Genomic DNA, 26,033 nt, shown 5'->3' on the forward strand with positions numbered 1-26,033 from the left:
CCATGCAAGGCCCGAGCCAAACCGGCAATTACGCCTTGTCTTTATGTCCGCGGTTCGTCAAAGCAAGCCTGCGCCGCATCGGCAGGCAGGCCGCGTCGAATTGTCGCTGTCCGCTCAACAGTGGTTTTCCGTTGAATAGATGAAAAACTTGTTTCCATCTGCGGAATACCCTGATCCGGCCTGTGGTTATCTAGCACCTCAATAAAAGAGGCCCCTCCTCCATTGGGAGAAGGGGCTGGAATCCCCTGCCCGACGAGCCGACCGCTCACCCCCAAATGTGAACTATCAATTACCGGCTTGACATTGCCCTTTGTGGCATCCATGCCACGAACCCGAGGCCCCGGCAATGCGTTGAAAAGGTTTGCTCTTTTGTAAGCAGAGGTTTTTTGCTACGCCCGCTTGCGCGGAGGCTCGCGCAGCTGCCGCAGATCGAGGCGCGTGTACGGGCGTTCGATGCCCGCCATCCACTTGGCCAGCGCTTCCAGTGCGCCCTGTGTCGGTGCAGGGCGCCCCACGAGAAAGAACACGAGCGGCACGGCCAGGCCGGCGGCCAGCCAGCGCGGCGCCGGCGGCGGAATCCGCCGCGCACCATGCAACCAGAGAAAGCCGATGCTCGCCATCAGACCGAGGAACGTTCCGGTTACGACTTCCGTCGTGGAATGCGCCTCGAGGGCCAACCGCGAGGTGCCCACCACGACCGCCCAGCCGCACCCGGCTGCCACGGCAGCGAAGCGCACGGCAGGCGAAGCGCGCTGGGCCGCGAGCCAGAAGATGACCGGCCAGAGCCCCGTTGCCAACGCGGTGTGCCCGCTGAATCCGGTGAAATCGAAACGGGCACTGCCAATTCCCCAGCCCAGGAAAGCCAGTTTCGAGATCATCACCAGCAATCCGCAGCCGCCGAATAGGAATACCCAATGCACCGCTGCACGTCGCGTCTCCGGATTGCTCGCGAGCCAGATTGCAATCCAGAATGCCGCGGGCAGCAGAAAACCACTGTCACCGAATGCCGTGACAACTAACCAGAAATTATTCATCGAATTGAGGAAGATATTCTTCTTATTATTGATGCCCGCGACGCCGCGTGTGGCAAAACAACCGGACGCCATTGGCATGCAACGCTTTCGAACTACACTCGGGCGCTGCCCGGAAGCCTCAGGTTGGCGAATCCCGAACGCGTGACGGCATACTGGCGGCCCATTCCACACCAAAGAACGCAGAGGGTAACGACATCATGAGCATCGTCAGTGAGTTCAAGGAATTTGCCGTCAAGGGCAACGTAGTGGATCTCGCCGTGGGCGTAATCATCGGCGCGGCGTTCGGGAAGATCGTCGACTCGCTGGTGAACGACATCATCATGCCGCTCGTCGGGCTGGTGTTCGGCAAGCTCGATTTCTCGAACCTCTTCGTGGTGCTGGGCACGGCGCCGGCCGGCGTGGCAAACAACCTCGCGGACCTCAAGAAGGCAGGCGTTCCGGTGCTGGCCTATGGCAACTTCATCACCATCGCGGTCAACTTCCTGATCCTCGCATTCATCATCTTCATGATGGTCAAGCAGATCAACAAGCTGCGCAAAACCCAGGCCGAGACGCCAGCGGCACCGGTCGCCCCGCCCGAAGACATCGCGCTGCTGCGCGAGATTCGCGACAGCCTCAAGCGGCCCTGAGCGGCGCAATCAACGCGCTGCGGCCAGCCGGCGCGCCATGCGCAGGGCCTCGACGAGGCTCGACGCATCGGCCCGCCCCGTGCCGGCAATGTCGAAGGCGGTGCCGTGGTCGGGGCTGGTGCGCACCAGCGGCAGGCCGAGCGTCACGTTCACGCCTTTCTCCACGCCGAGGTACTTGACCGGGATCAACCCCTGGTCGTGGTACATCGCCACCACCACGTCGAACTCGCCGCTGTCGGGCACGCTGCCCTTGGCGCGCGCGCGCATGAAGACGGTATCGGGCGCGTGCGGGCCGTCGGCATCGATGCCTTCGGCGCGCGCGGCGGCAATGGCGGGCGCGATCACATCGCGCTCTTCGGAACCGAACAGCCCGCCCTCTCCCGCATGCGGATTGAGACCGGCCACGCCGATGCGCGGCGCCCGCCCGAGGATGCGCTGCAGCGCGCGGTGCGTGATGCGCAGCGTCTCGAGGACGCCGCCGAAGCTCACGGCCGTGATGGCATCGCGCAGCGACACGTGGATGCTCACCAGCACGGTGCGCAGTTCGTCGTTGGCGAGCATCATGCGCACCGGCATGCCCTCGACCGCGAGCCCCGCATGCGCCGCCGCCTCGGCCTGCAGCAGTTCGGTGTGGCCCGGGTACGGAAGGCCGGCCGCCGCCAGGGCTTCCTTGTGGAGCGGCGCCGTGACGATTGCGGCGACCTCCGCGCGCAGCGCCGCGCGCGCGGCCCAGACGACGCACTCGCCCGCAATGCGGCCGGCCTCGGCACTGATGCGGCCGAGCACGATCGGCTGCGCAGGCGGCGCCACCACCTGCAGCACCGGGATGCAGCCGGGCGGCACGGCGGCAGCCTCGGCGATGCGCTCGATCTGCGCCACCGGCCACGCCGGCAGGCCTGGCCGCGCAAGCGCCTGGGCGGCGCTGCGCACGGTGGCGACGTCGCCGGCCACGAACGCGCCGCGCGTGGTCTCGGGCGCAGCCTGAAACGCCTTGACGATGATCTCGGGCCCGATGCCCGCCGGATCGCCGAGCGTGATCGCGATCGGTGCGTGCGTGGCCAGATCGCTCATGCGGGGTTGTCGATGTCGATGAACTCGTGCTTGAGCCCGAGCTGCGCCGCCACGTGCCCCGCCACCGCGGGCGCACCGAAGCGCTCGGTCGCATGGTGGCCGCAGGCCAGGAAGGCTACCCCCATCTCGCGTGCATAGTGGGCCTGCGGCTCGGAGATTTCCCCCGTGATGAACGCGTCCGCGCCGGCAGCGATGGCGGCCTCGAAATATCCCTGGGCGCCACCCGTGCACCAGGCGACGTTCCGGATCGGGCGCTGGGCCGTGTCCACCAGCGTGACGGGCCGCCCCAGCACCTTCTCGGCATGTGCCGCGAGCGCCTTGCCGCTCGCGAAGGGCTCCCCGTTCTCGGGCGCGCCGAGGAAGCCGAGCTCCTGCTCGCCGAAGCGCCCTGCCGAGCCGGGATGGGCCAGCAGCCCGAGCTGCAGGCCGAGCTGCGCGTTGTTGCCGAGCTCCGGATGCGCATCGAGCGGCAGGTGGTAGGCGAACAGGTTGACGTCGTCGCCCAGCAGCAGGCTCAGGCGCTGCTTCATCCAGCCGGTCACGCGGCCGTCCTGGCCGCGCCAGAACAGACCGTGGTGCACGAAGATGGCGTCGGCCTCGGCCCGAATGGCGGCTTCGATGAGCGCGCGGCTCGCGGTCACGCCCGAGACGATCTTGCGCACCACGGTGCGGCCCTCGACCTGCAGGCCGTTGGGTCCGTAGTCCTTGAAGCGCGAGGGCGCGAGCAGCAGATCGAAGGCGTGCAGCAGCTCGTTGCGTGTGGTGCTCATCACGACATTGTCGCGCCCTCGCCGCGCCTGCGCATCGCCCGGCGATCGGAGGCCGAGCGAACTACCTGCCGCTCGCAGACCCGCGGCAGAACGCCTCGAACGCCTGCATGGTGTTGGGCAGGCCGTTCTTTCTCGCCAGTTCCCACGGTCGTTCGCACCGGTTCGTGCTGGCGCACCAGGCGTAACCGGCGGAGGGGATGCAACCTTGGGCGTCGCGGCCTGCGCCCGGGTTCGCCGACGCGGCTGCCGGCTGGGCCGGCGCGTTGGAGGACGAGGGCGTGATGCAGGCGGCGAGGCCGAGCAGGGCGAGGGAAGCGGCCGCGAGAAGCAAATGGCGTTTCATGTAAATAGGCGGCTTAACCAGCAGTTTGGAAACAATGTTGCGTTTTGACGCGATTTTCACTTCGCTGAGGATTCGCCTTGGGGAGCATACGCCGTGCAATTCCGCAGGGATCAAGACCCACGCGGCAAAAGTCGCATTCCGGCCGGCATTGCGCAGTTTTCTAGCTGGGTTGACGTTGAGGGAGAATCGACCCTTGCGCCGCCAGTGGGTGGCGCGCGCATTCACCGTCTGTCTTTCTCTTCCAAGTTTTCATGAAACGCACCTGGCTGCTCTTTGCCCAAGCCGTGACCGTCCTGCTCGCGGCCTACTTCGTCGTCGCGACGCTCAAGCCCGAGTGGATCAACCGGCGCACGACGTCACTGGGCGGCGTGGTGTCGATCGTCGAGGCGCCGGGCGGCGCCCCGTCCGCGCCGGCGCCGGGCAGCCTCAGCGCGGCGGCCAAGAAGGCCTCGCCGGCCGTGGTGAGCATCAACACCAGCAAGGCCGCGCCGCGCCATCCCCGCAGCAACGATCCCTGGTTCCGTTTCTTCTTCGGCGACCAGGCGGACCAGCCCCAGGTCGGCCTGGGCAGCGGCGTGATCGTGAGCTCCGACGGCTACATCCTGACCAACAACCATGTGGTCGAAGGCGCCGACGAGATCGAGATCACGCTCAACGACAGCCGCCACACGCGCGGCAAGGTCATCGGCACCGACCCGGACACCGACCTCGCGGTACTCAAGATCGAACTCGACAAGCTGCCCGCGATCGTGCTGGGCAACTCCGACGAACTCCAGGTAGGCGACCAGGTGCTCGCCATCGGCAACCCGTTCGGTGTGGGCCAGACCGTCACCAGCGGCATCGTCTCGGCGCTCGGGCGCAACCAGCTCGGCATCAACAACTTCGAGAACTTCATCCAGACCGATGCGGCCATCAACCCCGGCAATTCGGGCGGTGCGCTGATCGACGTGAACGGCAACCTCCAGGGCGTCAACACGGCCATCTATTCGCGATCGGGCGGCAGCATGGGCATCGGCTTCGCGATTCCGGTGTCGATGGCGAAGATCGTCCTCGAAGGCATCGTGAAGGACGGCCAGGTGCGCCGCGGATGGATCGGCGTCGAGCCCAACGAACTCTCGCCCGAACTGGCTGAAACCTTCGGCGTCAAGGCCGACTCGGGCGTGATCATCACCGGCGTGCTGCAGAACGGCCCCGCAGCGAAGGCCGGCATCCGCCCGGGCGACGTGATCACCTCGGTGGGCGAAAAGCGCACCGACAGCGTGCAGTCCCTGCTGACCGCAGTGGCCGGGCTCAAGCCCGGCACTTCGGCACGCTTCGCGCTGCAACGCGGTAGCGACAAGATGGAACTCGACGTGACGCCGGGCCTGCGCCCGAGAACGCCGATCCGGCAGATGCCGAACCAGCCAGAGTGACGCACTGAAAAGACCGGGCCCGCAGGGCGCCGGTCAGACCGAGGAGTCGGCGCCTTCCTCGTCGGGCTTCTTGTTGCCCTGTGCGAAATAGCGCGCACCGATGATGCCCACCTCGTACAGCAGGCACATCGGCACCGCCAGCGCGAGCTGCGAGATCACGTCGGGCGGCGTGAGCACCGCGGCAATCACGAAAGCCATGACGATGAAGTAGCCACGGAACGAGCGCAGCTTCTCGATCGTGACCATGTTGAAGCGCACCAGCAGCATCACCACGATCGGCACCTGGAAGGCCACGCCGAAGGCGATGTAGAGCGAGAGGATGGCCTCCACGTACGAAGAGATGTCGGGCGTGGCCGCCACCGCGTCGGGGGTGAAGTTCTGGATGAAGCCGAACATCTTGTCGAGCACGAAGAACTGCACGAACGCGATGCCTCCATAGGCCAGCAGGCTGCCGAAGAAGATCAGCGGCAGCGCGAAGCGCTTTTCGTGGCTATAGAGCCCCGGCGCGATGAACATCCAGGCCTGGTACATGAGCCAGGGCAGCGTGAGCAGCACCGCCGTCATCATCAGCACCTTGAGCGGCACGAAGAAGGGCGAGAACACGCCGATCGCGATGAGCTTGGCATCCGGCGGCATGTGCGCGCGGATGGGCATGGCGATCAGGTCGATCAGCCCGCCTGGGCCCGGCCAGATGGCGAGCAGCGCGCCCGCGATCGCCAGGCCGTAGACGCAGTAAAGCAGCCGGTCGCGCAGCTCGACCAGGTGCTGCACGAACGGCTGTTCGGTGCCCGCCAGCTCGTCTTCTGCGTCTTTGTTCTTGTTGTCGGAATCGGCCATGGGGGAGGAAGAAAGAGCGGGGAAAACGTGGCTCCGGCCGGCGTTCGGCGCACGAGGAACGCTGCGGATTCGCTAGTTGATCTTGCGGGGACGGTAGCGCGCCACGCGCGCCGCCCCGGACAGCGCCTTGGTGCGCATGCCATTGCGGGCCTTATACCACTGCGGCGTGGCGCCCTGCTTCAGCCGCCAGTTCTTGCGCGGGTGCCTGTATTCGGGCACCGACAGCTCGGGCTCGGCCAGCGCCGAGAGCGTTTCGCCCGAAGAGCCCGACAGCTGTTTCTCGAGATCGCTCGCGCCCGTGTGGATGCTGTGCTCCACGTCGCGCGCCGCGTCCTCGACCGTGGTTTTCATCTTGCGGAGCTCGTCGAGCTCCATCGACCGATTGACCTCGGCCTTGACGTCGTTCACGTAGCGCTGCGCCTTGCCGAGCAGCATGCCGACGGTGCGGGCCACCCGCGGCAGCTTTTCGGGTCCGATGACGATCAGCGCCACGACGCCGACCAGCGCCAGCTTCTCAATGCCGAGGTCGAGCACTTGCGGACGGCGCTCAGGACTTCTGACGTGCTTCGACGTCGATGGCCGACTTGTCGCTGTTGGCCGGGGGCTGGCCGGTCACTTGCGCGGTCGGGGCTGGTGCGGCCGCGGAGGCGTCGGTCGAGCCGCCGTCCTTCATGCCGTCCTTGAAGCCCTTGACGGCACCGCCAAGGTCCGAACCCATGTTCCGCAGCTTCTTGGTGCCGAAGATCATGACCACGACGAGCAGCACGATCAGCCAGTGCCAGATGGAAAAAGAACCCATGGAAGACTCCTAAGAATGTGTCCGATTTTAGTCGGGGTAAGTGTGACAGTTTGGCTTATCGCTCAGCCGCGAAGCCAGGGCCGGGGACCGCCCATGACATGGACATGGAGATGCTGCACTTCCTGCCCGCCCTCGGCCCCGGTGTTGACGACCACGCGGAAGCCGCCTTCGGGATACGGCCTGCAGCCCTGCTCGAGCGCCAGCTTGGGTGCCAGGGTCATGATCCGGCCCATCAGCGCGGCGTCGTCCTCGGTGAGCTGCGCCATGGACGCGATGTGGCGCTTGGGCACCACCATGAAATGCACCGGCGCCCAGGGCGCGATGTCGTGGAAGGCGAACAGCTCTTCGTCCTCGTAGACCTTGCGCGACGGGATCTTGCCTTCGACGATCTTGCAGAAGATGCAGTTCGGATCAGATGACATCTTTGGGTTCCATGGCGCGGTTGTCGTTCATGCGGATCATGCCCTTGACGATCCGGTACAGGAACCACAGAGAGATCAGGCTCCAGGCGATCCAGCCCGGCACGAGCAGCAGCAGCCAGAGCCACGAGGTCACGATGTACAGCAGGCCGGCCCAGAGCACCGAGCGGATGCGCCAGCTGAAGTGCGAGGCCTGCCAGGTGCCGGCTGCGTTGTCGCGCTTGATGAAATCGATCAAAAGCGCCACCAGCAGCAGCGCCACCGAAGCCTGCATGCCCGGCAGCACGGCGCCGACGGCCACGACCAGGTGCAGGATGTAGCTGATCCAGCCCCAGGTCTTGAGCGACTCCTCGGGTTCCACGTTCACGATCTCGTTGGCCATGCCTGTCCTTTCAATCGTTGGATGCTTCACGCGCCTGCGCCTTGCGCAGGGCCTTTTCCTCGATACCGCTGGTGCCTTCGCGGCGCTCGAGCTCCGCGATGACCTCGGCCGGCGATGCGCCGTAGTGCGCCAACGCCACCATGGTGTGGAACCACAGGTCGGCCACTTCGTTCACTATTTTTGCGCGGTCGCCGCCATGGTCGGCGTCCTTCGCGGCCATCACGACCTCGGTGGCCTCTTCGCCGATCTTCTTGAGGAAGGCATCGGGGCCGCGGTGCAGCAGGCGCGCGACGTAGCTCTTCTCGGGGTCGCCGCCGCGCGCGGGCAGGCGGCTCTCGATGACCGCGGCCAGGCGTGCAAGGGCGTCCGAAGTGTTGTTGTTCACTGTGGCGGTCATTTGTAGATCGACTCCGGGTCTTTCAAGACCGGCTCCGTGACCGTCCAGCGGCCGTTCTCGTACTTGCTGAAGAAGCAGCTGTGGCGGCCGGTGTGGCAGGCGATGCCGGGCTCGTGGCCGCGCTGCGTCACCTTGAGCAGCACCACGTCGTTGTCGCAGTCGATGCGGATCTCGTGCACGGTCTGCACATGGCCCGATTCCTCGCCCTTGAACCAGAGCTTGCCGCGCGAGCGGCTGAAATACACGGCGCGGCCGAGTTCGGCGGTCTTCTCGAGCGCCTCGCGGTTCATCCACGCGAACATCAGCACGTCGTTGCTGCCCTGTTCCTGCGCGATCACGGGCACCAGGCCGTTCGCGTCCCACTTCACTTCGTCGAGCCAGTTCATGGCGCGTATTGTCCCACCCTGGGCAACGCCTCAGGTGCGCACCGGAATGCCCCGGGCGGCCATGCGGGCCTTGGCCTCGCCGACCGTGTGCTGGCCGTAGTGGAAGATGCTCGCGGCGAGCACCGCATCGGCGCCGCCGGTCTGGATGCCGTCGGCGAGGTCGTCGAGGCTGCCGACGCCGCCCGAGGCGATGACGGGCACGTCGACCGCGTCGCTCACGGCGCGCGTGAGCGCGAGGTCGAAGCCGCTCTTGGTGCCGTCGCGGTCCATGCTGGTCAGGAGGATCTCGCCCGCGCCGCGGCGCGCCATCTCGGTGGCCCAGGCCACGGCGTCGAGCCCGGTGTTCTTGCGCCCGCCGTGGCTGTACACGTCCCAGCCTGGTCCGCGGGTGGCGGCCTCCTCGGCGCTGCGGCGCTTGGCGTCGATGGCCACCACGATGCACTGGGCGCCGTATTTCTGCGAGGCCTCTTCGATCACCTGCGGATTGGCGATGGCGGCCGAATTGAAGCTGGTCTTGTCGGCGCCGGCATTGAGCAGCCGCCGCACGTCCTCGACCGTGCGCACGCCGCCGCCCACGGTGAGCGGAATGAACACCTGCGAGGCCACGGCCTCGATCATCGGCAGGATCAGGTCACGGCCGTCGCTGGTGGCGGTGATGTCGAGGAAGGTGAGCTCGTCGGCGCCCTGCGCGTTGTAGCGCGCGGCAATCTCCACCGGATCGCCCGCATCGCGCAGTTCGAGGAAGTTGACGCCCTTCACGACGCGGCCGCCGGTGACGTCGAGACAGGGAATGATGCGTTTGGCGAGCATGGTCGGTGAGAGGGAAAATTTCAAAGAACGCGCAGTTGCTGCCAGCCCTGCCATTCGGCACCGGGCATCAGCAGCACCTGCTCGTCGATGCGGGCGGCTTCGACGCAGAGCATGTGGCGAAAGCCGTCGTCGGGCATGTCGGCGAGTTTCGCACTGAGCGCGGCGCCCGGGTTCCAGACCACGGTTTCGCTGCAGCTCGCGCTCTGGGAGATCTCGAGCGTGCCGCCGGGCTGCACGAGCTGGAGCGGTTGCGCGGGCGCGGCGTAGACGCTGTCGAACTCGGCATCGAAGCGCAGCGCCGGCGCCGTCTCCACGTGGCGATCGTCGCGCACCGAATCCCAGCGGTTCGCACCCTGCAGGCCCTCCAGGCGCACTTCGGCGATGTCGTCGACGCACAGATAGGTGTGCAGCGCCGCGGCAAAGCTCAGCGGCGCAGAGCCCGTGTTGAGCAGCACGAGCGCGATGCGCAGCCGCCCCGGCGCCATGGCCAGATGAAGGCGCGCCTCGAAAGGATGGGGCCAGAGGCTGCGGGTGGCGTCGCTGTCGCGGAGGCGCAGCACCCAGTCGCCCGACGTTGCGTCGATGCCGCGGTCTTCCCAGGGCAGGTTCCGCATGAAGCCGTGCTTGGGCAGCGTGCCGCGCTGGTTGAACTGCGGGCAGCAGATGGGCACGCCGCCGCGGATGGCAGACTTGCCGTCGAACACCGCGCGCGGGCTCAGGTAGAGGCGCTCCACCCCATCGGCCGTGACCCACGAGAGCGCCTGCGCCCCGTGCAGCGACACCGTCAGCAGGCTGCCGTCGGCACCCGCGGCGCGAAGGGCGGGCTGGCCGCGAAACTCGATCGAGCTGATATCCATCGGGGAATTGTAGGCAGCGGTCCGCCCGCGTCAGCGCGCCGGCCACGCCCAGCGCGGGATCTCGCTCATGTCGAGGTTGGCGATGCGGGTCTCGCCCAGGCGCTTCTCGAGCACCACTGGCTGCAGCGGGGCTCCGTCCTGCGCCGCATCCTCGAGCGCGGCGATGAGGCGCGCGGCGTGTGACACCACGATGACCTGCGACGCGCGCGCGGCGTGCGCGACCAGCCGGCCGAGTGCAGGCAGCAGGTCGGGATGCAGGCTGGTCTCGGGCTCGTTGAGCACCAGGAGCGCTGGCGGGCGGGGCGTGAGCAGCGCGGCGATCCACAGCAGGTAGCGCAGCGTGCCGTCGGAGAGCTCGGCGGCCGTCAGCGGGCGCAGCAGGCCGTGCTGGTGCATCAACGTCTCAAAGCGGTCCTCGACGGTGCGCACCTCGAGGCGCGCGCCCGGAAAGGCATCGTCCACCGCGCGGTCGAGCGCCTCGCCGTCCCCGATCTCGCGGATGGTCTGCAGCGCGGCGGCCAGGTCGGCGCCATCGTCGGCAAGCACGGGCGTGTAGGTGCCGAGCTGGGGCTGGCGCGCGGGCGCGCCGGCATCGGAGCGGAAATGGTCGTAGAAGCGCCAGGAGCGCATCTGCTCACGCAGCGTCAGCATCTCAGGCGCGGCCTGCGGATCGGCGAACTCCGTCATCATGCTCGCGAAGTGCGCGACCGGCCGCCCCACGGGCGTCCAGCCGCCGCCGCGCTCGGCGCGCAGCCTCAGCGAGGCGCCCTTGCGGTCGACGAGTTGCGTCGACGCACGCAGCAGCGGGCCGCTCCAGATCGCCTCGTGCTTGATCTGCGGGTCGCGGTTGAAGCGGCTGCCGTCGCGCGGAATCGGCAGGCCGATGTCGATCGCGTAGCCGAAATCGTCACTGGCCGCGCCCGCGAAGCCCAGGCGCAGATTGACCGGCTCGCTGCGCACGGTGCCCTGCACCGGATGCTCCCCGCGCAGCATGGCCGCCGAGAAGCGCTCGGGCCCGGCCCACAGCGTGGAAGAGAGCCCGCCCTCGCGCACCAGCGAGCGGATCACGCCGCCGCTGGCGATCTCGGCCAGCAGGCGCATCGCGCGGTAGACGCTCGACTTGCCGCTGCCGTTCGGCCCCGTGACCACGGTGAGCTGCGCGAGCGGCACCGTGAGCGCGCGCAGCGACCGGTAGTTGGCGATGGCAAGCGCAGAGAGCACGTTGGAAGGACTCCGCTGGCGCGCCCGGAAAGCGGCCGGGAAGTCCGCTGTCTACGGCTGTCCGGCGCCCGCGAGCTCGTCGGCCCGCGCCTGCGCGGCCGCGAAGTCGAGGTCGCCCGAATAGATCGCACGACCGCAGATCACGCCTTCGACACCCTCGGGCTCGACCGCGCAGAGCTTGTCGATGTCGGCCATGTTCGAGAGGCCGCCCGAGGCGATCACCGGGATCGTCAGTGCCTGCGCGAGCCGCACCGTCGCCTCGATGTTGATGCCCGAGAGCATGCCGTCGCGGCCGATGTCGGTGTAGATGATCGACTCGACGCCGTAGTCCTCGAACTTCTTGCCGAGGTCGGCCACCTCGTGGCCCGTGAGCTTGCTCCAGCCATCAGTGGCGACCTTGCCTTCCTTGGCGTCGAGCCCCACGATGATGTGGCCGCCGAAGGCCACGCAGGCGTCCTTCAGGAAGCCGGGGTTCTTGACCGCGGCGGTCCCGATGATCACGTAGCGCAGGCCGTCGTCGATGTAGCGCTCGATGGTGTCGAGGTCGCGGATGCCGCCGCCGAGCTGCACCGGGATGTCGTCGCCGACTTCCTTCAGGATCGCCTTGATGGCCGCGTGATTCTGCGGCTTGCCGGCGAAGGCGCCATTCAGGTCGACCAGGTGCAGCCGCCGCGCGCCGGCGTCGACCCATTTGCGGGCCATGGCGGCGGGGTCTTCGCTGAAGATGGTGGACTGGTCCATATCGCCTTGCTTGAGGCGTACGCAGTGGCCGTCTTTGAGGTCGATCGCTGGGATGAGGAGCATGAAAGTGGCGCGAGTGGGCGAAGAAAGGGCTGTCGGATGGCGAAGCCCAGGCGAGGGAATGGTGGTCAGGGATTCCAGTGAAGGAAATTTCGGTAGAGCTGCAACCCATGGTCCGCACTCTTCTCGGGATGGAACTGGGTGGCAAAAATATTATCGCGTGCGATGGCAGCGGTAAAGCATGCCCCGTAATCCGACTCGCCCACGCTGTGCCGCACGTCCGCCGGCCGGGCATAGAAGCTGTGGACGAAATAGAAGTAGCTCAGGTCCGGCACGCTGGCCCACATGGCATGCGCATGCGCCTGGCGCACCTGGTTCCAGCCCATCTGCGGCACCTTGAAGCGGCTGCCGTCGGGCTGCAGGCGCCCGGCGAGATCGAACTTGACGACCTCGCCCGGAATGAGGTCGAGCCCCTCGGTCGGGCCTTCGTCGCTGCGCGACAACAGCATCTGCATGCCGACGCAGACGCCGAAGAGCGGCTTGGCCGCCGCCGCCTCGAGCACGCTTTCCATCAGCCCCGACTCGCGCAGTTCGCGCATGCAGTCGGGCATGGCGCCCTGCCCCGGCAGCACCACGCGTGTGGCCTGGCGCACCACCTCGGGATCGGATGTCACGAACACTTCCACGCCCGCCAGGTCGGCCGCATGGCGCACGGCCTGCGACACCGAGTGCAGATTGCCCATGCCGTAGTCGACCACGGCGACGGTGTTTGCTGCTACAGATTTCATAGCTTCATAGCGCCGCTTGGCTCAGAGCGAGCCCTTGGTCGACGGGATCACGCCCGCCGAGCGCGGGTCGAGTTCGAGCGCGCTGCGCAGCGCGCGTGCGAAGGCCTTGAACACGGTCTCGCACTGGTGGTGCGCATTGATGCCCTTGAGGTTGTCGATGTGCAGCGTGACGAAGGCATGGTTCACGAAGCCCTGGAAGAATTCGTAGGTGAGCTGGCTGTCGAAGGTGCCGATCATGCCGCTCGTGAACGGCACGTGCATCTCCAGGCCCGGGCGGCCCGAGAAATCGATCACCACGCGGCTCAGCGCTTCGTCGAGCGGCACATAGGCATGGCCGTAGCGGCGGATGCCCTTCTTGTCGCCCACGGCCTTGGCCACGGCCTGGCCGAGCGTGATGCCGACATCCTCGACGGTGTGATGGCCATCGATGTGCAGGTCGCCCTGGCAGTCGATCTCGAGGTCGATCAGCCCGTGGCGGGCGATCTGGTCGAGCATGTGGTCGAAGAAGCCGATGCCCGTCGAGAGCTTGGCCTTTCCGGTGCCGTCGAGATTGACGCTCGCGGTGATCTTGGTCTCGGCGGTGTTGCGCGTGACGGAGGCGGTGCGCGCGGCGGTGCCGGTGTCGGCAGGCTGTGGGGTGGTCATAGTGAATCTTCGAGGGCCGCGAGCATGCGCGCATTCTCGTCGGCGGTGCCGACAGTCAGGCGCAGGCAGTTTGCGAGCAGTTCGTGCATTTTAGAAACGTTCTTGACCAGGATCCCGCGGCTCTTCATGCCCTCGAAGGTCTTCGCAGCGTCGGGCACGCGCACCAGGATCATGTTGGCGTCGCTGGGCCAGGTCTTGACGCCCGGCAGCCGTCCCAGGCCCATCATGAGCCGATGGCGCTCGTCGCGGATCTGCCGTGCCTGCGCCTCGAACACCTCTGCATGCTCGAGCGCGAACAGCGCGCACTCGCAGTTGAGGACGCTGATGTTGTAGGGCGGGCGCACCTTGTCGATCTCGGCGACCAGCGCGGCCGGCCCCATGAGGTAGCCGAGCCGGATGCCGGCGAGACCGAACTTGCTGAGCGTGCGCATCAGGAGCACATGGCCGTGGCGCGCGATGCGGTCGATGTAGCTGCGGGCGGCGAAGGGCTGGTAGGCCTCGTCGATGACCACCAGCCCACCCTCGGCGCCCTGGGCTTCGACGATCCTCTCGATCGCCGCGTCGTCCCAGAGGTTGGCGGTGGGATTGTTCGGATAGGCGAGGTAGACGATGGCGGGCTTTTCGCGTGCGATGGCGGCGAGCATCGCGGCCTCGTCGAGCTCGAAGTCCGCCGTGAGCGGCACACCCACGAAGCGCAGGCCCTGCAGCTGGGCGCTCATGGCGTACATCACGAAGCCGGGCACGGGCGCGAGCACTGCGGCGCCGGGCTTGTCGCAGGCAATGGCCAGCAGCGAGATCAGCTCGTCCGAGCCGTTGCCGAGCATCAGGGCGAAGCCTTCGGGCATCTGCGCATGCGCCGCCAGCGCGCGCTGCAGGTCGGTGCCGCGCTCGCCCGGATAGCGGTTGAGCGCCAGCGCGCCGAGCCGCGCGCCGAGTTCGGCCTGCAGCGACGTCGGCAGGCCGAAGGGGTTCTCCATGGCGTCGAGCTTGACGAGCCCGCGTGCATCCTGCACTGCATAGGCGTGCATGGACTGCACGTCGGAGCGGATGCGGTCGATCGGACGGACAGGTAGGGAAGTGGTCATTTTGTGCAGCGATAGCTGTTGCGGAGGGCGCCGGCCATGACCAGTTGGACCGGCATGTCGGCTTCGTAGCTGTCGGCGTTGCGGCTCAGTTCGGTCTGGTAGAGGGAGCGCGCCATCGCGGGTTCGAGCCGGCGGTCTTCGACGCAGAAGAGCGGTTTCTGGCCGTTGCGCTGCGAGGACTCCACGCCTTCGCGCAGGCCTTCGAGCAGGCCGACGAGGTAGTAGCTCGCATAGGCCTTGCCGTCCTTCTCGCCGGCTTCGAGCGTGCGCAGTTCGCGGATGCTCATGGCCTGCGCCATGCCCGCGGCTGCAAGCAGCGCCAGCAGCACGGCCGCCGTGCGCGGACGATGAAAACGGCGTCTGGCCATCGTGCGTGCCTCTCCTGGCGCAATGAAATGGGCCGGACTCAGGCCTTGCGAAGCCGCAGCCGCGCCGCTTCGGCATGGGCCTGCAGGCCTTCGCCCTCGGCCAGCGTCACGGCGATCGGGCCGAGCACCTGCGCTCCGGCCTCGCTGACCTCGATCAGGCTCGAGCGCTTCTGGAAGTCGTAGACACCGAGCGGGCTCGAGAAGCGCGCCGTGCCGCTGGTGGGCAGCACGTGGTTCGGGCCCGCGCAGTAGTCGCCGAGGCTCTCGCTCGTGAAAGCGCCGAGGAAGATCGCGCCCGCATGGCGCAAGAGCGGCTCCCAGTGCTGCGGCTCTCTGCTGCTGACCTCGAGGTGCTCGGGCGCGATGCGGTTGCTGATCTCGCAGGCCTCTTCCATGCTCCGGGTGTGGATCAGCGCGCCTCGGCCATTGAGCGAGGCGGCGATGATTTCGGCGCGCGGCATCGTCGGCAGCAGCCGGTCGATCTCGGCCTGCACGCGGTCGATGTAGGCCGCGTCGGGACACAGCAGGATGCTCTGCGCGAGCTCGTCGTGCTCGGCCTGGCTGAACAGGTCCATCGCCACCCAGTCGGGCGGCGTGCTGCCGTCGGCCAGCACCAGGATCTCGCTCGGGCCCGCGATCATGTCGATGCCCACGGTGCCGAACACGCGGCGCTTGGCGGCCGCCACATAGGCGTTGCCGGGGCCGGTGATCTTGTCGACCGCGGGGATGGTGGCGGTGCCGTAGGCCAGCGCGGCCACGGCCTGGGCGCCGCCGATGGTGAAGGCGCGCGTCACGCCGGCCACGTAGGCGGCGGCGAGCACGAGCGGGTTCTTCTCGCCCCCGGGCGTCGGCACGACCATGATGATCTCGCCCACGCCCGCGACATGTGCGGGAATGGCATTCATCAGCACGCTCGACGGGTAGGCGGCCTTGCCTCCCGGCACGTAGATGCCGACGCGGTCGAGCGGCGTGACCTTCTGGCCCAGCAGCGTGCCGTCGGCGTCTCGGTAGCTCCAGCTTTCGCCCGAGGCTTTCTTCTGCGCCTCGTGGTAGCTGCGAACGCGCTGCGCCGCGGCTTCGAGCGCCTCACGCTGCGCGGCGGGAAGCGACTCGAAGGCCGCCTTGAGTTCGGCCTGCGTGAGCTCCAGCTGCGACAGCGTCGTCGCCTCGAGCCGGTCGAAGCGCCGCGTGTATTCAAGCACCGCCTCGTCGCCGCGCCGCTGCACGTCGGCCAGGATGTCGGCCACGACCTTCTCGATGGCCGCATCGGCATCCGCGGACCAATGCAGCCGCGCCTTGAATTCGGCATCGAAGCCGGCCGAGGCGGTGGACAGTCGGGCGGGGGCTGCTTTCGGGGTCATGGCTTCGAAAAGAGATCAGGCAGAGGGAATGGCCGACGCGAAGGCGTCGATGATGCGGCGGATCGGCTCGCGCTTGAGCTTGAGCGCGGCCTGGTTGACCACGAGACGCGCGCTGATGTCCATGATGCGCTCGACCTCGACCAGCTGGTTGGCCTTGAGCGTGTTGCCGGTCGAGACCAGGTCGACGATGGCATCGGCCAGCCCGGTGAGCGGCGCCAGTTCCATGCTGCCGTAGAGCTTGATCAGGTCGACGTGCACGCCCTTGCTCGCGAAGAACTCGCGCGCAAGGCCCACGTACTTGGTCGCCACCTTGAGGCGCGAGCCCTGGCGCACGGCCGAGGCGTAGTCGTAGTCGGCGCGCACCGCCACGCTGAGGCGGCAGGCCGCGATGCGCAGGTCGAGCGGCTGGTACAGGCCCTGGTTGCCGTGCTCGAGCAGCACGTCCAGCCCGGTCACGCCGAGGTCGGCGCCGCCGTACTGCACGTAGGTGGGCACGTCGGAGGCGCGCACCAGCACCACGCGCACGTCGGGCCGGGTGGTGCCGAGGATCAGCTTGCGGGACTTCTCGGGGTCTTCGGTGACCTCGATGCCGGCCGCGGCCAGCAGGGGCAGCGTCTCTTCGAAGATGCGGCCCTTGGACAGAGCAAGCGTGATCACGATTGCGACTCCTGTGATGCGAGGGTGATCATGCGGCGGCGGCTCCGGTCAGTCGTTCGATGTCGGCGCCGAGGCCGCGCAGCTTGGCTTCCATGCGGTCGTAGCCCCGGTCGAGATGGTAGATGCGGTCGACCAGCGTCTCGCCCTCGGCCACGAGCCCGGCAATGACGAGGCTTGCCGAGGCGCGCAGGTCGGTGGCCATCACGGTGGCGCCCGAGAGCTGCTCCACGCCCTCGACCATCGCCACCTTGCCTTCGACATGGATGCGGGCGCCCAGGCGCATCATTTCGTTCACATGCATGAAGCGGTTCTCGAAGATCGTTTCGGTGACCATCGACGCGCCGCGCGCGATGACGTTGAGCGCCATGAACTGGGCCTGCATGTCGGTCGGGAAGCCCGGGTATTCGGTGGTGCTGAAACTTTGCGCCTTGAGATGCCCGCTGGCGGGCGCGCTGGAGCTGATGCGCACGCCGCCCTCTTCCGCAGCGACCGTGCACCCGGCATCGCGCAGCTTGTCGATCACGGCCTCCATGTGGTCGGCGCGCGCATGGCGCAGGAGCACATCGCCGCCCGTCGCGGCCACGGCGCAGAGGAAGGTGCCGGCCTCGATGCGGTCGGCCACCACCGCATGCTCGCAGCCGTGCAGCTTATCGACGCCCTGAATGCGGATGTGGCTGGTGCCATGGCCTTCGATCTTCGCGCCCATGCGGATCAGCATCTCGGCCAGGTCAACGATCTCGGGCTCCTGTGCGGCGTTCTCGAGCAGGGTCTCGCCTTCGGCCAGCGCTGCGGCCATGAGGAAGTTCTCGGTGCCGGTCACGGTGACCATGTCGGTCAGGATGCGGGCGCCCTTCAACCGCGTGCGGCCGGCCGGCAGGCGTGCGAGCATGTAGCCGTGCTCGACCGCGATCTCGGCGCCCATGGCCTGCAGTCCCTTGATGTGCTGGTCGACCGGCCGCGAGCCGATGGCACAGCCGCCCGGCAGCGAGACCTTGGCATGGCCGAAGCGCGCGAGCAGCGGGCCCAGCGCCAGCACCGAGGCGCGCATGGTCTTGACCAGTTCGTAGGGCGCCTCGGGGTTGACGAGATCGCCGGCGTCGAGCCGCACCGTGCCGTTGTCGTCGCGTTCGGCCGTGACGCCCATGTTGCGCACCAGCTTGAGCATGGTCGACACGTCCTGCAGCCGCGGCACGTTGTGCAGCACCACGGGCTGGTCGGTCAGGAGCGCTGCGCACAGCTCGGGCAGCGCGGCGTTCTTGGCGCCGGAAATGAGTACCTCGCCGCGAAGCTGGCGCCCGCCGCGAATCAGAAGCTTGTCCATCAGGAATCCAGCGAATAGGGGCCGCTCGGCGGCCGTTGCTTGCTTACTTATTTGTCGATCGCCGCCCATTCGGCCGGCGTGTAGGTCTTCATCGAGAGTGCATGCACCTCGTCGGTGTGCATTTTCGCACCCAGGGTGGCGTAGACCCGCTGATGGCGCTGGATCGGGCGCTTGCCCTCGAATTCGGCCGAGACGATGGTGGCATACCAGTGCCGGCCATCGCCCTCGAGCGCGATGTGCTCGCAAGGCAGATGGGACTGGATGATGGCTTGAAGTTCTTCAGCGGTCATGGGGGTTTTAGCCTCTGATTTTGTAGCCGATGCGCAGCAGATGGACCGCGATCGCGCTGATCACGAGCCACGCCGCGCCGACGATGCCCAGGCTGAGCCAGGGCGAGGCGTCGCTCACGCCGAAGAAGCCGTAGCGGAAGCCGTCGATCATGTAGAAGAACGGGTTCAGGTGGCTCACCTTCTGCCAGAACGGCGGCAGCGACCCGATCGAATAGAACACGCCCGAGAGAAAGGTCATGGGCATGATCAGGAAGTTCTGGAACACGGCCATCTGGTCGAACTTCTCGGCCCAGAGCCCTGCGATGAGCCCCAGCGTGCCGAGCATGGCCGAGCCAAGCAGCGCGAACACCACGATCCAGAGCGGCGCCACGAAATTCGGCATCGCGAAGAACATGGTGACCACGAAGACGCCGAGTCCCACGGCCAGCCCGCGGATCACCGACGAGCCCACGTAGGCGAAGAACCAGCCCCAGTGCGACAGCGGCGTGAGCAGCACGAAGACCAGGTTGCCCATGATCTTGCTCTGGATGATCGACGAGGAACTGTTGGCGAAGGCGTTCTGCAGCACGCTCATCATCACGAGCCCGGGCACCAGAAAGGCGGTGTAGCTGACCGAGCCGTAGACCTTCACATGGTCTTCGAGCACATGGCCGAACACCATCAGGTAGAGCAGCGCGGTGAGCACCGGTGCACCGACGGTCTGGAAGCCGACCTTCCAGAAGCGCAGCGTCTCTTTGTAAAGCAGCGCGCGCCATCCCGTAACGGCCATCATCGGGACAGCTCCAGCGGCGTCTGCTCGCCCGCCATCAGGTCGATGAACACGTCTTCCAGGTCGGCCTTGCGCATTTCCACGTCTTCCACCACGACGCCGGCCTCGCGGATCGCGGCCAGCAGTTGTTCGACTTCATGCGCGTTCTGCGCCGGCAGTTGCACGATGCGGCCGGTGATGCGCGCATGCTGGGCGATGGACCACGGAAGCATGGCGTCGGTCTTGAAGCGCAGCACATTGCTCGCGGCGGACTTGAGCAGCTCGCTGGTGCGGTCCAGCGCGATCACGCGGCCGAGCTTGAGCATCGCGATGCGGCTGCACAGCGCTTCGGCCTCTTCGAGGTAATGGGTGGTGAGCAGCACGGTGCTGCCCTGCTTGTTGAGCCTGGCGACGAACTGCCACAGCGTCTGGCGCAGTTCGACGTCGACGCCGGCCGTGGGCTCGTCGAGCACGATGACCGGCGGCTTGTGCACCAGCGCCTGCGCCACCAGCACGCGGCGCTTCATGCCGCCCGAGAGCTGGCGCATGTTGGCGGTGGCCTTGTCGGCCAGGCCCAGGCTTTGCAGCAGCTCGTCGATCCAGGCCTCGTTGTTCTTGATGCCGAAATAGCCCGACTGGATGCGCAGCGACTCCCGCACGTTGAAGAACGGGTCGAACACCAGCTCCTGCGGCACGATGCCGAGCTGGCGCCGCGCTTCGGCGTAGTCGCGCTGCACATCGAAGCCGTGCACGCTGATCGCGCCGGCCGTGGGCCGCGACAGGCCCGCGAGCATGCTGATCAGGGTGGTCTTGCCGGCGCCGTTGGGACCGAGCAGGCCGAAGAATTCGCCCTCCTCGATCTGGAAGCTGACGTCGTCGACGGCGCGCAAACCCTGCTGGCCTTGGGCCCGCTGTTGTCTGGAGGGGGGATAGGTCTTGGAGACCGACTGGAATGAGATCGCGGGCATGGGAGCCGGCGATTTTACGGGCGCGCCAGTTTGCACGCTGGACGCAGGCCCGATGCCCTGCGCTGGCGCCGGCCGATGCGGCGATCCGGAAGGCGGCTCAGGGCGCCGCCGGCAGCAGGCTCGCGACGCCGTACAGCGCCGCCAGCTCGCGCAGTCGGGGCGGCAGTCCCTTGACCGCGAAGCCGCGGCCGATCGCGCTCGATTCGCGCCGGCATTCGAGCAGCACCGCAAGCGCCGAGGAGTCGAACTGCGCGAGCGCGCTGGCGTCGACCACTGTCGACGTATCGGTCTGCCCCGCGAGCCCCTGCTGCAGCATGCGCATGCAGGCCGGGGCGTCGTCGTGCGTGAGCTTCGAGGGCAGCACCAGCATGGCGTCAGCTCCGGCCGCTGTTGCCCTTGTTGCGCGCGGCGAGCGCTGCAATCAGGCCATCGATGCCGCGGGCGTTGATTTCCTGCGCGAACTGCGTGCGGTAGGTGTCGACCAGCCAGACGCCCAGCACATTGAGGTTGTAGACCTTCCAGCCACCGCCCTGCCCCGGCGTCTTCTCGAGCCGGTAGTCGAGCTGGACCGGATCGCCGCGGCCCTTGACCTCGGTGCGGACCAGCACTTCGTTGTCCTCGGTCGAACCGCGGAACGGACGCACCGTGACGCTCTGGTCGCTGACCTGGTCGAGCGCGCCCGCGTAGGTGCGCACCAGCAGCGTCTTGAACTCTTCCTGCAGGCGCTTCTGCTGCTCCGGCGTGGCCTGGCGCCAGGCCGGGCCCACCGCGGACGCCGTCATGCGCTGGAAGTTGACGTTGGGCATGATCTTGCTATCGACCAGCAGCATGATCTTGTTGATGTCGCCGGCCTTGATCGAGGTGTCCGCCTTGATGGTCTCGAGCACGTCGGTCGACAGCCGCTTGACGAGCGCGTCGGGCGCCTCGTCGGCCGCATGCGCGGGACGCACGAAGGCGGTGGCGGCGCCCACGAGCAGTGCGCTGGCCAGTACGAGCCGGCCGAAGCCGCGGCGTTGCAAGATCTTGTTGTTCATGAAAACCCCTTCAAGTTGAAACTCCTGCAGGGCCGCGCGATCGATTCGATTGTTCGCGCGTCTGCTGGAAAGAACGTGTTCGACAGGCCGCCGGCCGACCCGGTTCCCTGAAGCACAGGTGAAGCCTTGAAACGGGATGCAAGCAGAAACGCTCGCATCCGGCGGCGATCAGCCCTGCTTCCGCCCCGATCTACTTTCCGCCTTCATCGTCGTCGTCCGGTGGATTGCCGTCGTAGACGTCGCTGCGGCGATGCTGCAGGTAGGCGTCGCGCGTGAAGGTGTACTTGTCGAGCGCGGCGTCGTTCAGCAGCCGCCCCGCGCGCAGGTACCGCGCGCGCGTGTCGACGGCTTCGAGCAGCGCCAGCGAGTTGCGCCATGCCACGTCGTGCATGTTGCCGATCACGCTGCCGGCGCGGTCGACCGGCAGGGCGGCGGTGTCGCGCACCGTCGACGGGCCGAACACCGGCAGCACCACGTACGGTCCGGGCCCGACGCCCCAGCGGCCGAGTGTCTGGCCAAAGTCTTCCTCGTGGCGGTCGATGCCGGCCTCGGTGGCAATGTCCAGCAGACCGCCAAGCCCGAAGAAGGTGTTCACGTTGAGACGCATGAAGGTCTCGGCGCTGTTGCGCAGCTTGAGCTGTGCGACGCTGTTGGCGAAGCTCCAGATGTCGCCGACATTGCTGAAGAAGTTGCCCACGCCCGTTCGCACCATCGAAGGCAGCACGCGTTCGTAGGCGGTGGCCGCGGGCACGAGCACTGCGTCGTCCACCACGTCGTTGAAGCGCGTGACGCCGCGGTTGAAAGGCTCGAAAGGATCGCCCGGATGGGCCTGGGGGCCGCTGGCGCATCCCGCAGCCAGGGCCAGGGCGACGGCAGCGGCCGCCCAATGTGCGCCGCGCGCTACCTTATTGATAGCGAGCGGCCTCAGAGTGCTCGTTGATTTCATTTCTTGTTGGCTGTTCCCGGCGTCGAAGTGCTTCCTTCGGCCGCCTTGCTGTAGAGGAATTGGCTGATCAGGTTTTCGAGCACCACGGCCGACTGGGTCGCAGTGATCGTGTCGCCGGCCTGGAGGTTCTTCTCCTCGGCGCCCGCCTCGATGCCGATGTACTGCTCGCCGAGCAGGCCACTGGTCAGGATCTTGAGCGAGCTGTCCTTGGGAAAACTGTAGCGTTTTTGCAAAGCCAGCGTCACGTTGGCCTGAAATGTCTTGTCGTCGAAGGTGATCGATTCGACACGGCCGACGACCACGCCGGAACTCTTGACCGCCGTCTGCGGCTTGAGCCCGCCGATGTTCTGGAAGCGGGCGACCACGTTGTAGGTCTGCTGGAAATTCAGGCTCAGCAGGTTGGCGGACTGCAGCGCGAGGAAAAGCAGCGCCGCGCCGCCGATCAGGACGAACAGGCCGACCCAGAGGTCGTTGTTGGAACGTTGCATGGTTGGCACTCTCTAGAACGATGGAGCCGGGGCTCCTTCAAATACTGAACATCATGGCGGTGAGCAGGAAGTCGAGCCCCAGCACCGACAGCGACGCCATCACCACGGTGCGCGTGGTGGCGCGCGACACGCCTTCGGGCGTGGGCTGCGCCTCGTAGCCCTGCAGCAGCGCGATGAAAGTGACGGTGAAGCCGAAGACGATGCTCTTGATCACGCCGTTGCCGACGTCGCGCCACACGTCGACGCCGCCCTGCATCTGCCCCCAGAACGCACCGGGGTCGACGCCGAGCATCAGCACGCCGACCACGTAGCCGCCCATGATGCCGACGGCGCTGAACACCGCCGCCAGCAGCGGCATCGTGATGACGCCGGCCCAGAAGCGCGGCGCCAGGATGCGCCGCACCGGATCGACGGCCATCATCTCCATCGCGCTGAGCTGCTCGCCGGCCTTCATGAGGCCGATCTCGGCGGTCAGCGAGGTGCCGGCCCGACCGGTGAAGAGCAGCGCCGCCACCACCGGCCCGAGCTCGCGCACCAGGCTCAGCGCCACCAGCAGGCCGAGCGCTTCGGAGGAACCGTAGCGCTGCAGCGCGTAGTACATCTGCAGCCCGAGCACGAAGCCGACGAACAGGCCCGACACCGCGATGATCGCGAGCGAGTAGTTGCCGAGGAAATGGATCTGGTCGCGCACCAGGCTGAAGCGTCGCAGGCTCTGCGCGCCCTGCAGCACCAAGCGCACGAACAGCTTGGCGCCGTAGCCCAGGCCGGCGAGCTTGCTGCGCACCGTGAAGCCGACGTCGGCCGGATTCCACCAGCTCATGAGCGGCCTCCCTGCGGATCGAAGTCTTCCTCGATGCCGACGCCCGGGTGATGAAAGTGCACCGGTCCGTCGGGCAGCGCATTGACGAACTGGTGGACCAGCGGGTCGTCGCTCTGGCGCACGTCGTCGGGTGCGCCCTGCGCGGCGATGCGGCCGTTGGCCAGGATCACCACATGGTCGGCGATGCGGAAGGTTTCCTCGAGGTCGTGCGAAACCACGATGCTCGTGAGCCCGAGCGTGTCGTTGAGCCGCCGGATCAGCCGCGCCGCCGTGCCCAGCGAGATCGGGTCGAGGCCGGCGAAGGGCTCGTCGTACATGACCAGGTCGGGGTCGAGCGCGATCGCGCGGGCCAGCGCCACGCGCCGGGCCATGCCGCCCGAGACCTCGCTCGGCATCAGGTCGCGCGCACCGCGCAGGCCGACCGCGTCGAGCTTCATGAGCACGATGTCGCGCACCAGCGGCTCGGGCAATTGCGTGTGCTCGCGCAGCGGGAAGGCGACGTTGTCGAACACGCTCATGTCGGTGAAGAGCGCACCGAACTGGAACAGCATGCCCATGCGGCGCCGCGCCGCGTACAGCGACGCCGCATCGAAGCCGCCCACATCGTGGCCGTCGAACAGCACCTCGCCGCGCTGCGCCCGCTGCTGGCCGCCGACGAGCCGCAGCACGGTCGTCTTGCCGCCGCCCGAAGCGCCCATCAGTGCCGTGACCTTGCCGCGCGGCACGGAAAACGACACGCCGCCGAGGATCGCGCGTGCGCCGTAGCCGAACGTGACGTCGCGGAACTCTACGAAGGGTTGGGGCTGGGGTACGGCTGCGTCCATCTCAATGAAAAAGCCGGGCACCCTTTCGGGCATCCCGGCGTGCGGTTTCCGCGAATGATAGCGGGAGCGCGGCAGGCCCCGCCAAACTGAAACAAAAATCTCAGCGCGGAAGGTCGCTGAATCCCATCAGGAATTCGTCCACCGAGCGCGCGGCCTGCCGGCCCTCGCGAATCGCCCAGACGACGAGCGACTGGCCCCGGCGGATGTCGCCGGCCGCGAACACCTTGGGCACGTTGGTGACATAGCCGCCGACGAAATCGACGCTAGCGCGGGCGTTGCCGCGCGCGTCTTTCTCGACGCCGAAGGCATCGAGCACCGCCGCCACGGGGCTCACGAAGCCCATGGCGAGCAGCACGAGGTCGGCCTTGAGGATCTGCTCGCTGCCTGCGACTTCCTGCATCCTGCCGTCCTTCCATTCGACACGGACGGTCTTGAGGCCGGTGACCTTGCCCTTTTCGCCGATGAACTCCTTGGTAGAGATCGCGAACTCGCGCTCGCAGCCTTCCTCGTGGCTGGAGCTGGTGCGCAGCTTGATCGGCCAATAGGGCCAGGTCAGCGGGCGGTTCTCTTCCTCAGGCGGCTGGGGCATCAGCTCGAACTGCGTGACGCTCGCTGCGCCGTGGCGGTTGCTGGTGCCCACGCAGTCGGAGCCGGTGTCGCCGCCGCCGATCACGATCACGTGCTTGCCTTCGGCGCGCAGCTGGCCCTTGAGCTTGTCGCCGGCATTGACGCGGTTCTGCTGCGGCAGGAACTCCATCGCGAAATGGATGCCGTCGAGGTCGCGCCCGGGCACGGGCAGGTCGCGCGACTGCTCGGCGCCGCCGGTGAGCAGCACGGCGTCGAACTCTTTCTGCAGCTGCTCGGGCGTGACCGTTTCCTTGGCCAGGTTGGTCACCTTGGAGCCTTTGCCGAGCGGGTCCTTCGCGGCACCGACGACCACGCCGGTGCGAAAGGCCACGCCCTCGGCCTTCATCTGCTCGACGCGGCGATCAATGTGCGACTTCTCCATCTTGAAATCGGGGATGCCGTAGCGCAGCAGGCCGCCAATGCGGTCGTTCTTCTCGAACAGCGTGACGTCATGGCCGGCGCGCGCGAGCTGCTGCGCTGCGGCCATGCCGGCCGGGCCGGCGCCCACCACGGCAACCTTCTTCCCCGTCTTGTGCTTGGCCACGCGCGGCGCGACCCAGCCTTCGTCCCACGCGCGGTCGATGATCGCGTGCTCGAGCGACTTGATGCCCACGGGATCGTCGTTCACGTTGAGCACGCAGGCGGCCTCGCAGGGTGCAGGGCAGATGCGGCCGGTGAACTCGGGGAAGTTGTTGGTGGAGTCGAGCACTGCGAAGGCGTTCTGCCAGTCGTTGCGGTACACGAGATCGTTGAAGTCCGGAATGATGTTGTTGACCGGGCAACCGCTGTTGCAGAACGGCGTGCCGCAGTCCATGCAGCGCGCGCCCTGCACCTTGGCCTGTTCGGTGTCCAGGCCGATGACGAATTCCTTGTAGTGCTTCAGGCGCTCCTCGACCGGGCGGTAGCCCTCCTCGACGCGCTCATGCTCCAGGAAGCCGGTGATCTTTCCCATCGT

At 67.2% G+C, this 26,033-nt stretch carries 34 protein-coding genes; 2 read left to right on the top strand and 32 right to left on the bottom strand.

The window, feature by feature from the left end; all coding sequences use genetic code 11:
- Positions 1-389 precede the first annotated feature (389 nt).
- On the bottom strand, positions 390-1,112 hold the full coding sequence (locus AC3A6R_RS08735) for a phosphatase PAP2 family protein (protein WP_487862142.1): 723 nt from the start codon (positions 1,110-1,112) through the stop codon (positions 390-392).
- A 119-nt stretch (positions 1,113-1,231) separates the two neighbouring features.
- Between AC3A6R_RS08735 and mscL the strand changes: the two genes are divergently transcribed.
- A complete protein-coding gene (mscL, locus tag AC3A6R_RS08740; protein WP_487862143.1) occupies positions 1,232-1,663 on the top strand; it encodes a large conductance mechanosensitive channel protein MscL in 432 nt (143 codons plus the stop codon).
- Between the two features lie 9 nt (positions 1,664-1,672).
- Here mscL and pdxA read toward each other — a convergent pair whose 3' ends face one another.
- From pdxA to AC3A6R_RS08755, 3 genes are all read right to left on the bottom strand, one after another.
- Positions 1,673-2,734 carry a 4-hydroxythreonine-4-phosphate dehydrogenase PdxA gene (gene pdxA, locus AC3A6R_RS08745; RefSeq protein ID WP_487864273.1) on the bottom strand — a complete coding sequence of 354 codons (1,062 nt, stop codon included), beginning with the start codon at positions 2,732-2,734 and terminating at the stop codon, positions 1,673-1,675.
- Entirely contained in the window at positions 2,731-3,504 is a 774-nt protein-coding gene (locus AC3A6R_RS08750; protein WP_487862145.1) for a Nif3-like dinuclear metal center hexameric protein, read from the bottom strand. Before AC3A6R_RS08750 ends, pdxA begins: the two co-directional genes overlap by 4 nt.
- Positions 3,505-3,565: 61 nt before the next feature.
- Complete coding sequence (locus AC3A6R_RS08755) at positions 3,566-4,072, bottom strand: hypothetical protein (RefSeq protein WP_487864274.1); 507 nt, start codon at positions 4,070-4,072, stop codon at positions 3,566-3,568.
- 26 nt (positions 4,073-4,098) lie between these two features.
- On the opposite strand from AC3A6R_RS08755, the gene AC3A6R_RS08760 reads away from it, so the two are divergent.
- Complete coding sequence (locus AC3A6R_RS08760) at positions 4,099-5,259, top strand: S1C family serine protease (protein ID WP_487862147.1); 1,161 nt, start codon at positions 4,099-4,101, stop codon at positions 5,257-5,259.
- Positions 5,260-5,292: 33 nt separating this feature from the next.
- On the opposite strand, the gene tatC is transcribed toward AC3A6R_RS08760, so the two are convergent.
- The 28 genes from tatC to AC3A6R_RS08900 all read right to left on the bottom strand — a co-directional run bounded on the left by tatC (position 5,293) and on the right by AC3A6R_RS08900 (position 26,030).
- Positions 5,293-6,096: a twin-arginine translocase subunit TatC gene (gene tatC, locus AC3A6R_RS08765; RefSeq protein ID WP_487864275.1), complete on the bottom strand. Its 804-nt coding sequence runs from the start codon at positions 6,094-6,096 to the stop codon at positions 5,293-5,295.
- Between the two features lie 72 nt (positions 6,097-6,168).
- Positions 6,169-6,630, bottom strand: coding sequence for a Sec-independent protein translocase protein TatB (gene tatB, locus AC3A6R_RS08770; protein WP_487862149.1), 462 nt, complete (start codon positions 6,628-6,630; stop codon positions 6,169-6,171).
- 13 nt (positions 6,631-6,643) lie between these two features.
- Complete coding sequence (gene tatA / locus AC3A6R_RS08775) at positions 6,644-6,895, bottom strand: Sec-independent protein translocase subunit TatA (RefSeq protein ID WP_487862150.1); 252 nt, start codon at positions 6,893-6,895, stop codon at positions 6,644-6,646.
- A 62-nt stretch (positions 6,896-6,957) separates the two neighbouring features.
- Positions 6,958-7,317, bottom strand: coding sequence for a histidine triad nucleotide-binding protein (locus AC3A6R_RS08780; RefSeq protein ID WP_487862151.1), 360 nt, complete (start codon positions 7,315-7,317; stop codon positions 6,958-6,960).
- Positions 7,307-7,696 carry a DUF4870 family protein gene (locus AC3A6R_RS08785; protein WP_487862152.1) on the bottom strand — a complete coding sequence of 130 codons (390 nt, stop codon included), beginning with the start codon at positions 7,694-7,696 and terminating at the stop codon, positions 7,307-7,309. The genes AC3A6R_RS08780 and AC3A6R_RS08785 overlap by 11 nt, the downstream gene beginning before the upstream one ends.
- A 10-nt stretch (positions 7,697-7,706) precedes the next feature.
- Complete coding sequence (locus AC3A6R_RS08790) at positions 7,707-8,093, bottom strand: phosphoribosyl-ATP diphosphatase (RefSeq protein ID WP_487862153.1); 387 nt, start codon at positions 8,091-8,093, stop codon at positions 7,707-7,709.
- Positions 8,090-8,488 carry a phosphoribosyl-AMP cyclohydrolase gene (hisI, locus tag AC3A6R_RS08795; protein ID WP_487862303.1) on the bottom strand — a complete coding sequence of 133 codons (399 nt, stop codon included), beginning with the start codon at positions 8,486-8,488 and terminating at the stop codon, positions 8,090-8,092. Before hisI ends, AC3A6R_RS08790 begins: the two co-directional genes overlap by 4 nt.
- Positions 8,489-8,509: 21 nt before the next feature.
- Positions 8,510-9,289, bottom strand: a complete 780-nt coding sequence (hisF, locus tag AC3A6R_RS08800) for an imidazole glycerol phosphate synthase subunit HisF (protein WP_487862154.1) — start codon at positions 9,287-9,289, stop codon at positions 8,510-8,512.
- Between the two features lie 20 nt (positions 9,290-9,309).
- The gene (locus tag AC3A6R_RS08805) at positions 9,310-10,146 is read right to left on the bottom strand and encodes a D-hexose-6-phosphate mutarotase (RefSeq protein ID WP_487862155.1); all 837 of its coding nucleotides are present in this window, start codon (positions 10,144-10,146) and stop codon (positions 9,310-9,312) included.
- 30 nt (positions 10,147-10,176) lie between these two features.
- A complete protein-coding gene (locus tag AC3A6R_RS08810; protein ID WP_487864276.1) occupies positions 10,177-11,367 on the bottom strand; it encodes an AAA family ATPase in 1,191 nt (396 codons plus the stop codon).
- Positions 11,368-11,418: 51 nt separating this feature from the next.
- The gene (gene hisA, locus AC3A6R_RS08815) at positions 11,419-12,171 is read right to left on the bottom strand and encodes a 1-(5-phosphoribosyl)-5-[(5-phosphoribosylamino)methylideneamino]imidazole-4-carboxamide isomerase (protein WP_487862157.1); all 753 of its coding nucleotides are present in this window, start codon (positions 12,169-12,171) and stop codon (positions 11,419-11,421) included.
- A gap of 65 nt (positions 12,172-12,236) precedes the next feature.
- Entirely contained in the window at positions 12,237-12,896 is a 660-nt protein-coding gene (hisH, locus tag AC3A6R_RS08820; RefSeq protein WP_487864277.1) for an imidazole glycerol phosphate synthase subunit HisH, read from the bottom strand.
- Positions 12,897-12,917: 21 nt separating this feature from the next.
- Positions 12,918-13,541 carry an imidazoleglycerol-phosphate dehydratase HisB gene (gene hisB, locus AC3A6R_RS08825; protein ID WP_487862159.1) on the bottom strand — a complete coding sequence of 208 codons (624 nt, stop codon included), beginning with the start codon at positions 13,539-13,541 and terminating at the stop codon, positions 12,918-12,920.
- Positions 13,538-14,626, bottom strand: coding sequence for a histidinol-phosphate transaminase (hisC, locus tag AC3A6R_RS08830; RefSeq protein ID WP_487864278.1), 1,089 nt, complete (start codon positions 14,624-14,626; stop codon positions 13,538-13,540). Before hisC ends, hisB begins: the two co-directional genes overlap by 4 nt.
- Positions 14,623-14,994, bottom strand: a complete 372-nt coding sequence (locus AC3A6R_RS08835; protein WP_487864279.1) for a hypothetical protein — start codon at positions 14,992-14,994, stop codon at positions 14,623-14,625. The genes hisC and AC3A6R_RS08835 overlap by 4 nt, the downstream gene beginning before the upstream one ends.
- A gap of 38 nt (positions 14,995-15,032) precedes the next feature.
- Positions 15,033-16,355: a histidinol dehydrogenase gene (gene hisD / locus AC3A6R_RS08840; RefSeq protein ID WP_487864280.1), complete on the bottom strand. Its 1,323-nt coding sequence runs from the start codon at positions 16,353-16,355 to the stop codon at positions 15,033-15,035.
- 15 nt (positions 16,356-16,370) lie between these two features.
- Positions 16,371-17,012, bottom strand: a complete 642-nt coding sequence (hisG, locus tag AC3A6R_RS08845; RefSeq protein WP_487862163.1) for an ATP phosphoribosyltransferase — start codon at positions 17,010-17,012, stop codon at positions 16,371-16,373.
- Positions 17,013-17,040: 28 nt separating this feature from the next.
- On the bottom strand, positions 17,041-18,333 hold the full coding sequence (gene murA, locus AC3A6R_RS08850) for a UDP-N-acetylglucosamine 1-carboxyvinyltransferase (protein WP_487864281.1): 1,293 nt from the start codon (positions 18,331-18,333) through the stop codon (positions 17,041-17,043).
- 47 nt (positions 18,334-18,380) lie between these two features.
- Positions 18,381-18,623 (bottom strand): BolA family protein, encoded by a 243-nt coding sequence (locus tag AC3A6R_RS08855; protein WP_487862165.1) that lies wholly within the window; start codon positions 18,621-18,623, stop codon positions 18,381-18,383.
- Positions 18,624-18,630: 7 nt separating this feature from the next.
- Positions 18,631-19,395 (bottom strand): ABC transporter permease, encoded by a 765-nt coding sequence (locus tag AC3A6R_RS08860; protein WP_487862166.1) that lies wholly within the window; start codon positions 19,393-19,395, stop codon positions 18,631-18,633.
- Positions 19,392-20,339, bottom strand: coding sequence for an ABC transporter ATP-binding protein (locus AC3A6R_RS08865; protein ID WP_487864282.1), 948 nt, complete (start codon positions 20,337-20,339; stop codon positions 19,392-19,394). The genes AC3A6R_RS08860 and AC3A6R_RS08865 overlap by 4 nt, the downstream gene beginning before the upstream one ends.
- A 97-nt stretch (positions 20,340-20,436) precedes the next feature.
- Positions 20,437-20,709, bottom strand: a complete 273-nt coding sequence (locus AC3A6R_RS08870; RefSeq protein WP_487862168.1) for an STAS domain-containing protein — start codon at positions 20,707-20,709, stop codon at positions 20,437-20,439.
- A gap of 4 nt (positions 20,710-20,713) precedes the next feature.
- Positions 20,714-21,373, bottom strand: a complete 660-nt coding sequence (locus AC3A6R_RS08875; RefSeq protein WP_487862169.1) for an MlaC/ttg2D family ABC transporter substrate-binding protein — start codon at positions 21,371-21,373, stop codon at positions 20,714-20,716.
- Positions 21,374-21,563: 190 nt separating this feature from the next.
- Positions 21,564-22,319: an MlaA family lipoprotein gene (locus AC3A6R_RS08880; RefSeq protein WP_487862170.1), complete on the bottom strand. Its 756-nt coding sequence runs from the start codon at positions 22,317-22,319 to the stop codon at positions 21,564-21,566.
- Positions 22,316-22,807 (bottom strand): outer membrane lipid asymmetry maintenance protein MlaD, encoded by a 492-nt coding sequence (gene mlaD / locus AC3A6R_RS08885; protein WP_487862171.1) that lies wholly within the window; start codon positions 22,805-22,807, stop codon positions 22,316-22,318. The genes AC3A6R_RS08880 and mlaD overlap by 4 nt, the downstream gene beginning before the upstream one ends.
- 37 nt (positions 22,808-22,844) lie before the next feature.
- Positions 22,845-23,627: a lipid asymmetry maintenance ABC transporter permease subunit MlaE gene (mlaE, locus tag AC3A6R_RS08890; protein ID WP_487862172.1), complete on the bottom strand. Its 783-nt coding sequence runs from the start codon at positions 23,625-23,627 to the stop codon at positions 22,845-22,847.
- Entirely contained in the window at positions 23,624-24,484 is an 861-nt protein-coding gene (locus AC3A6R_RS08895) for an ABC transporter ATP-binding protein (RefSeq protein WP_487864283.1), read from the bottom strand. Before AC3A6R_RS08895 ends, mlaE begins: the two co-directional genes overlap by 4 nt.
- A gap of 67 nt (positions 24,485-24,551) precedes the next feature.
- A complete protein-coding gene (locus tag AC3A6R_RS08900) occupies positions 24,552-26,030 on the bottom strand; it encodes a glutamate synthase subunit beta (protein WP_487862174.1) in 1,479 nt (492 codons plus the stop codon).
- Between the last annotated feature and the right edge of the window lie 3 nt (positions 26,031-26,033).

The organism is Variovorax sp. Soil_C_19, assembly GCF_057657255.1.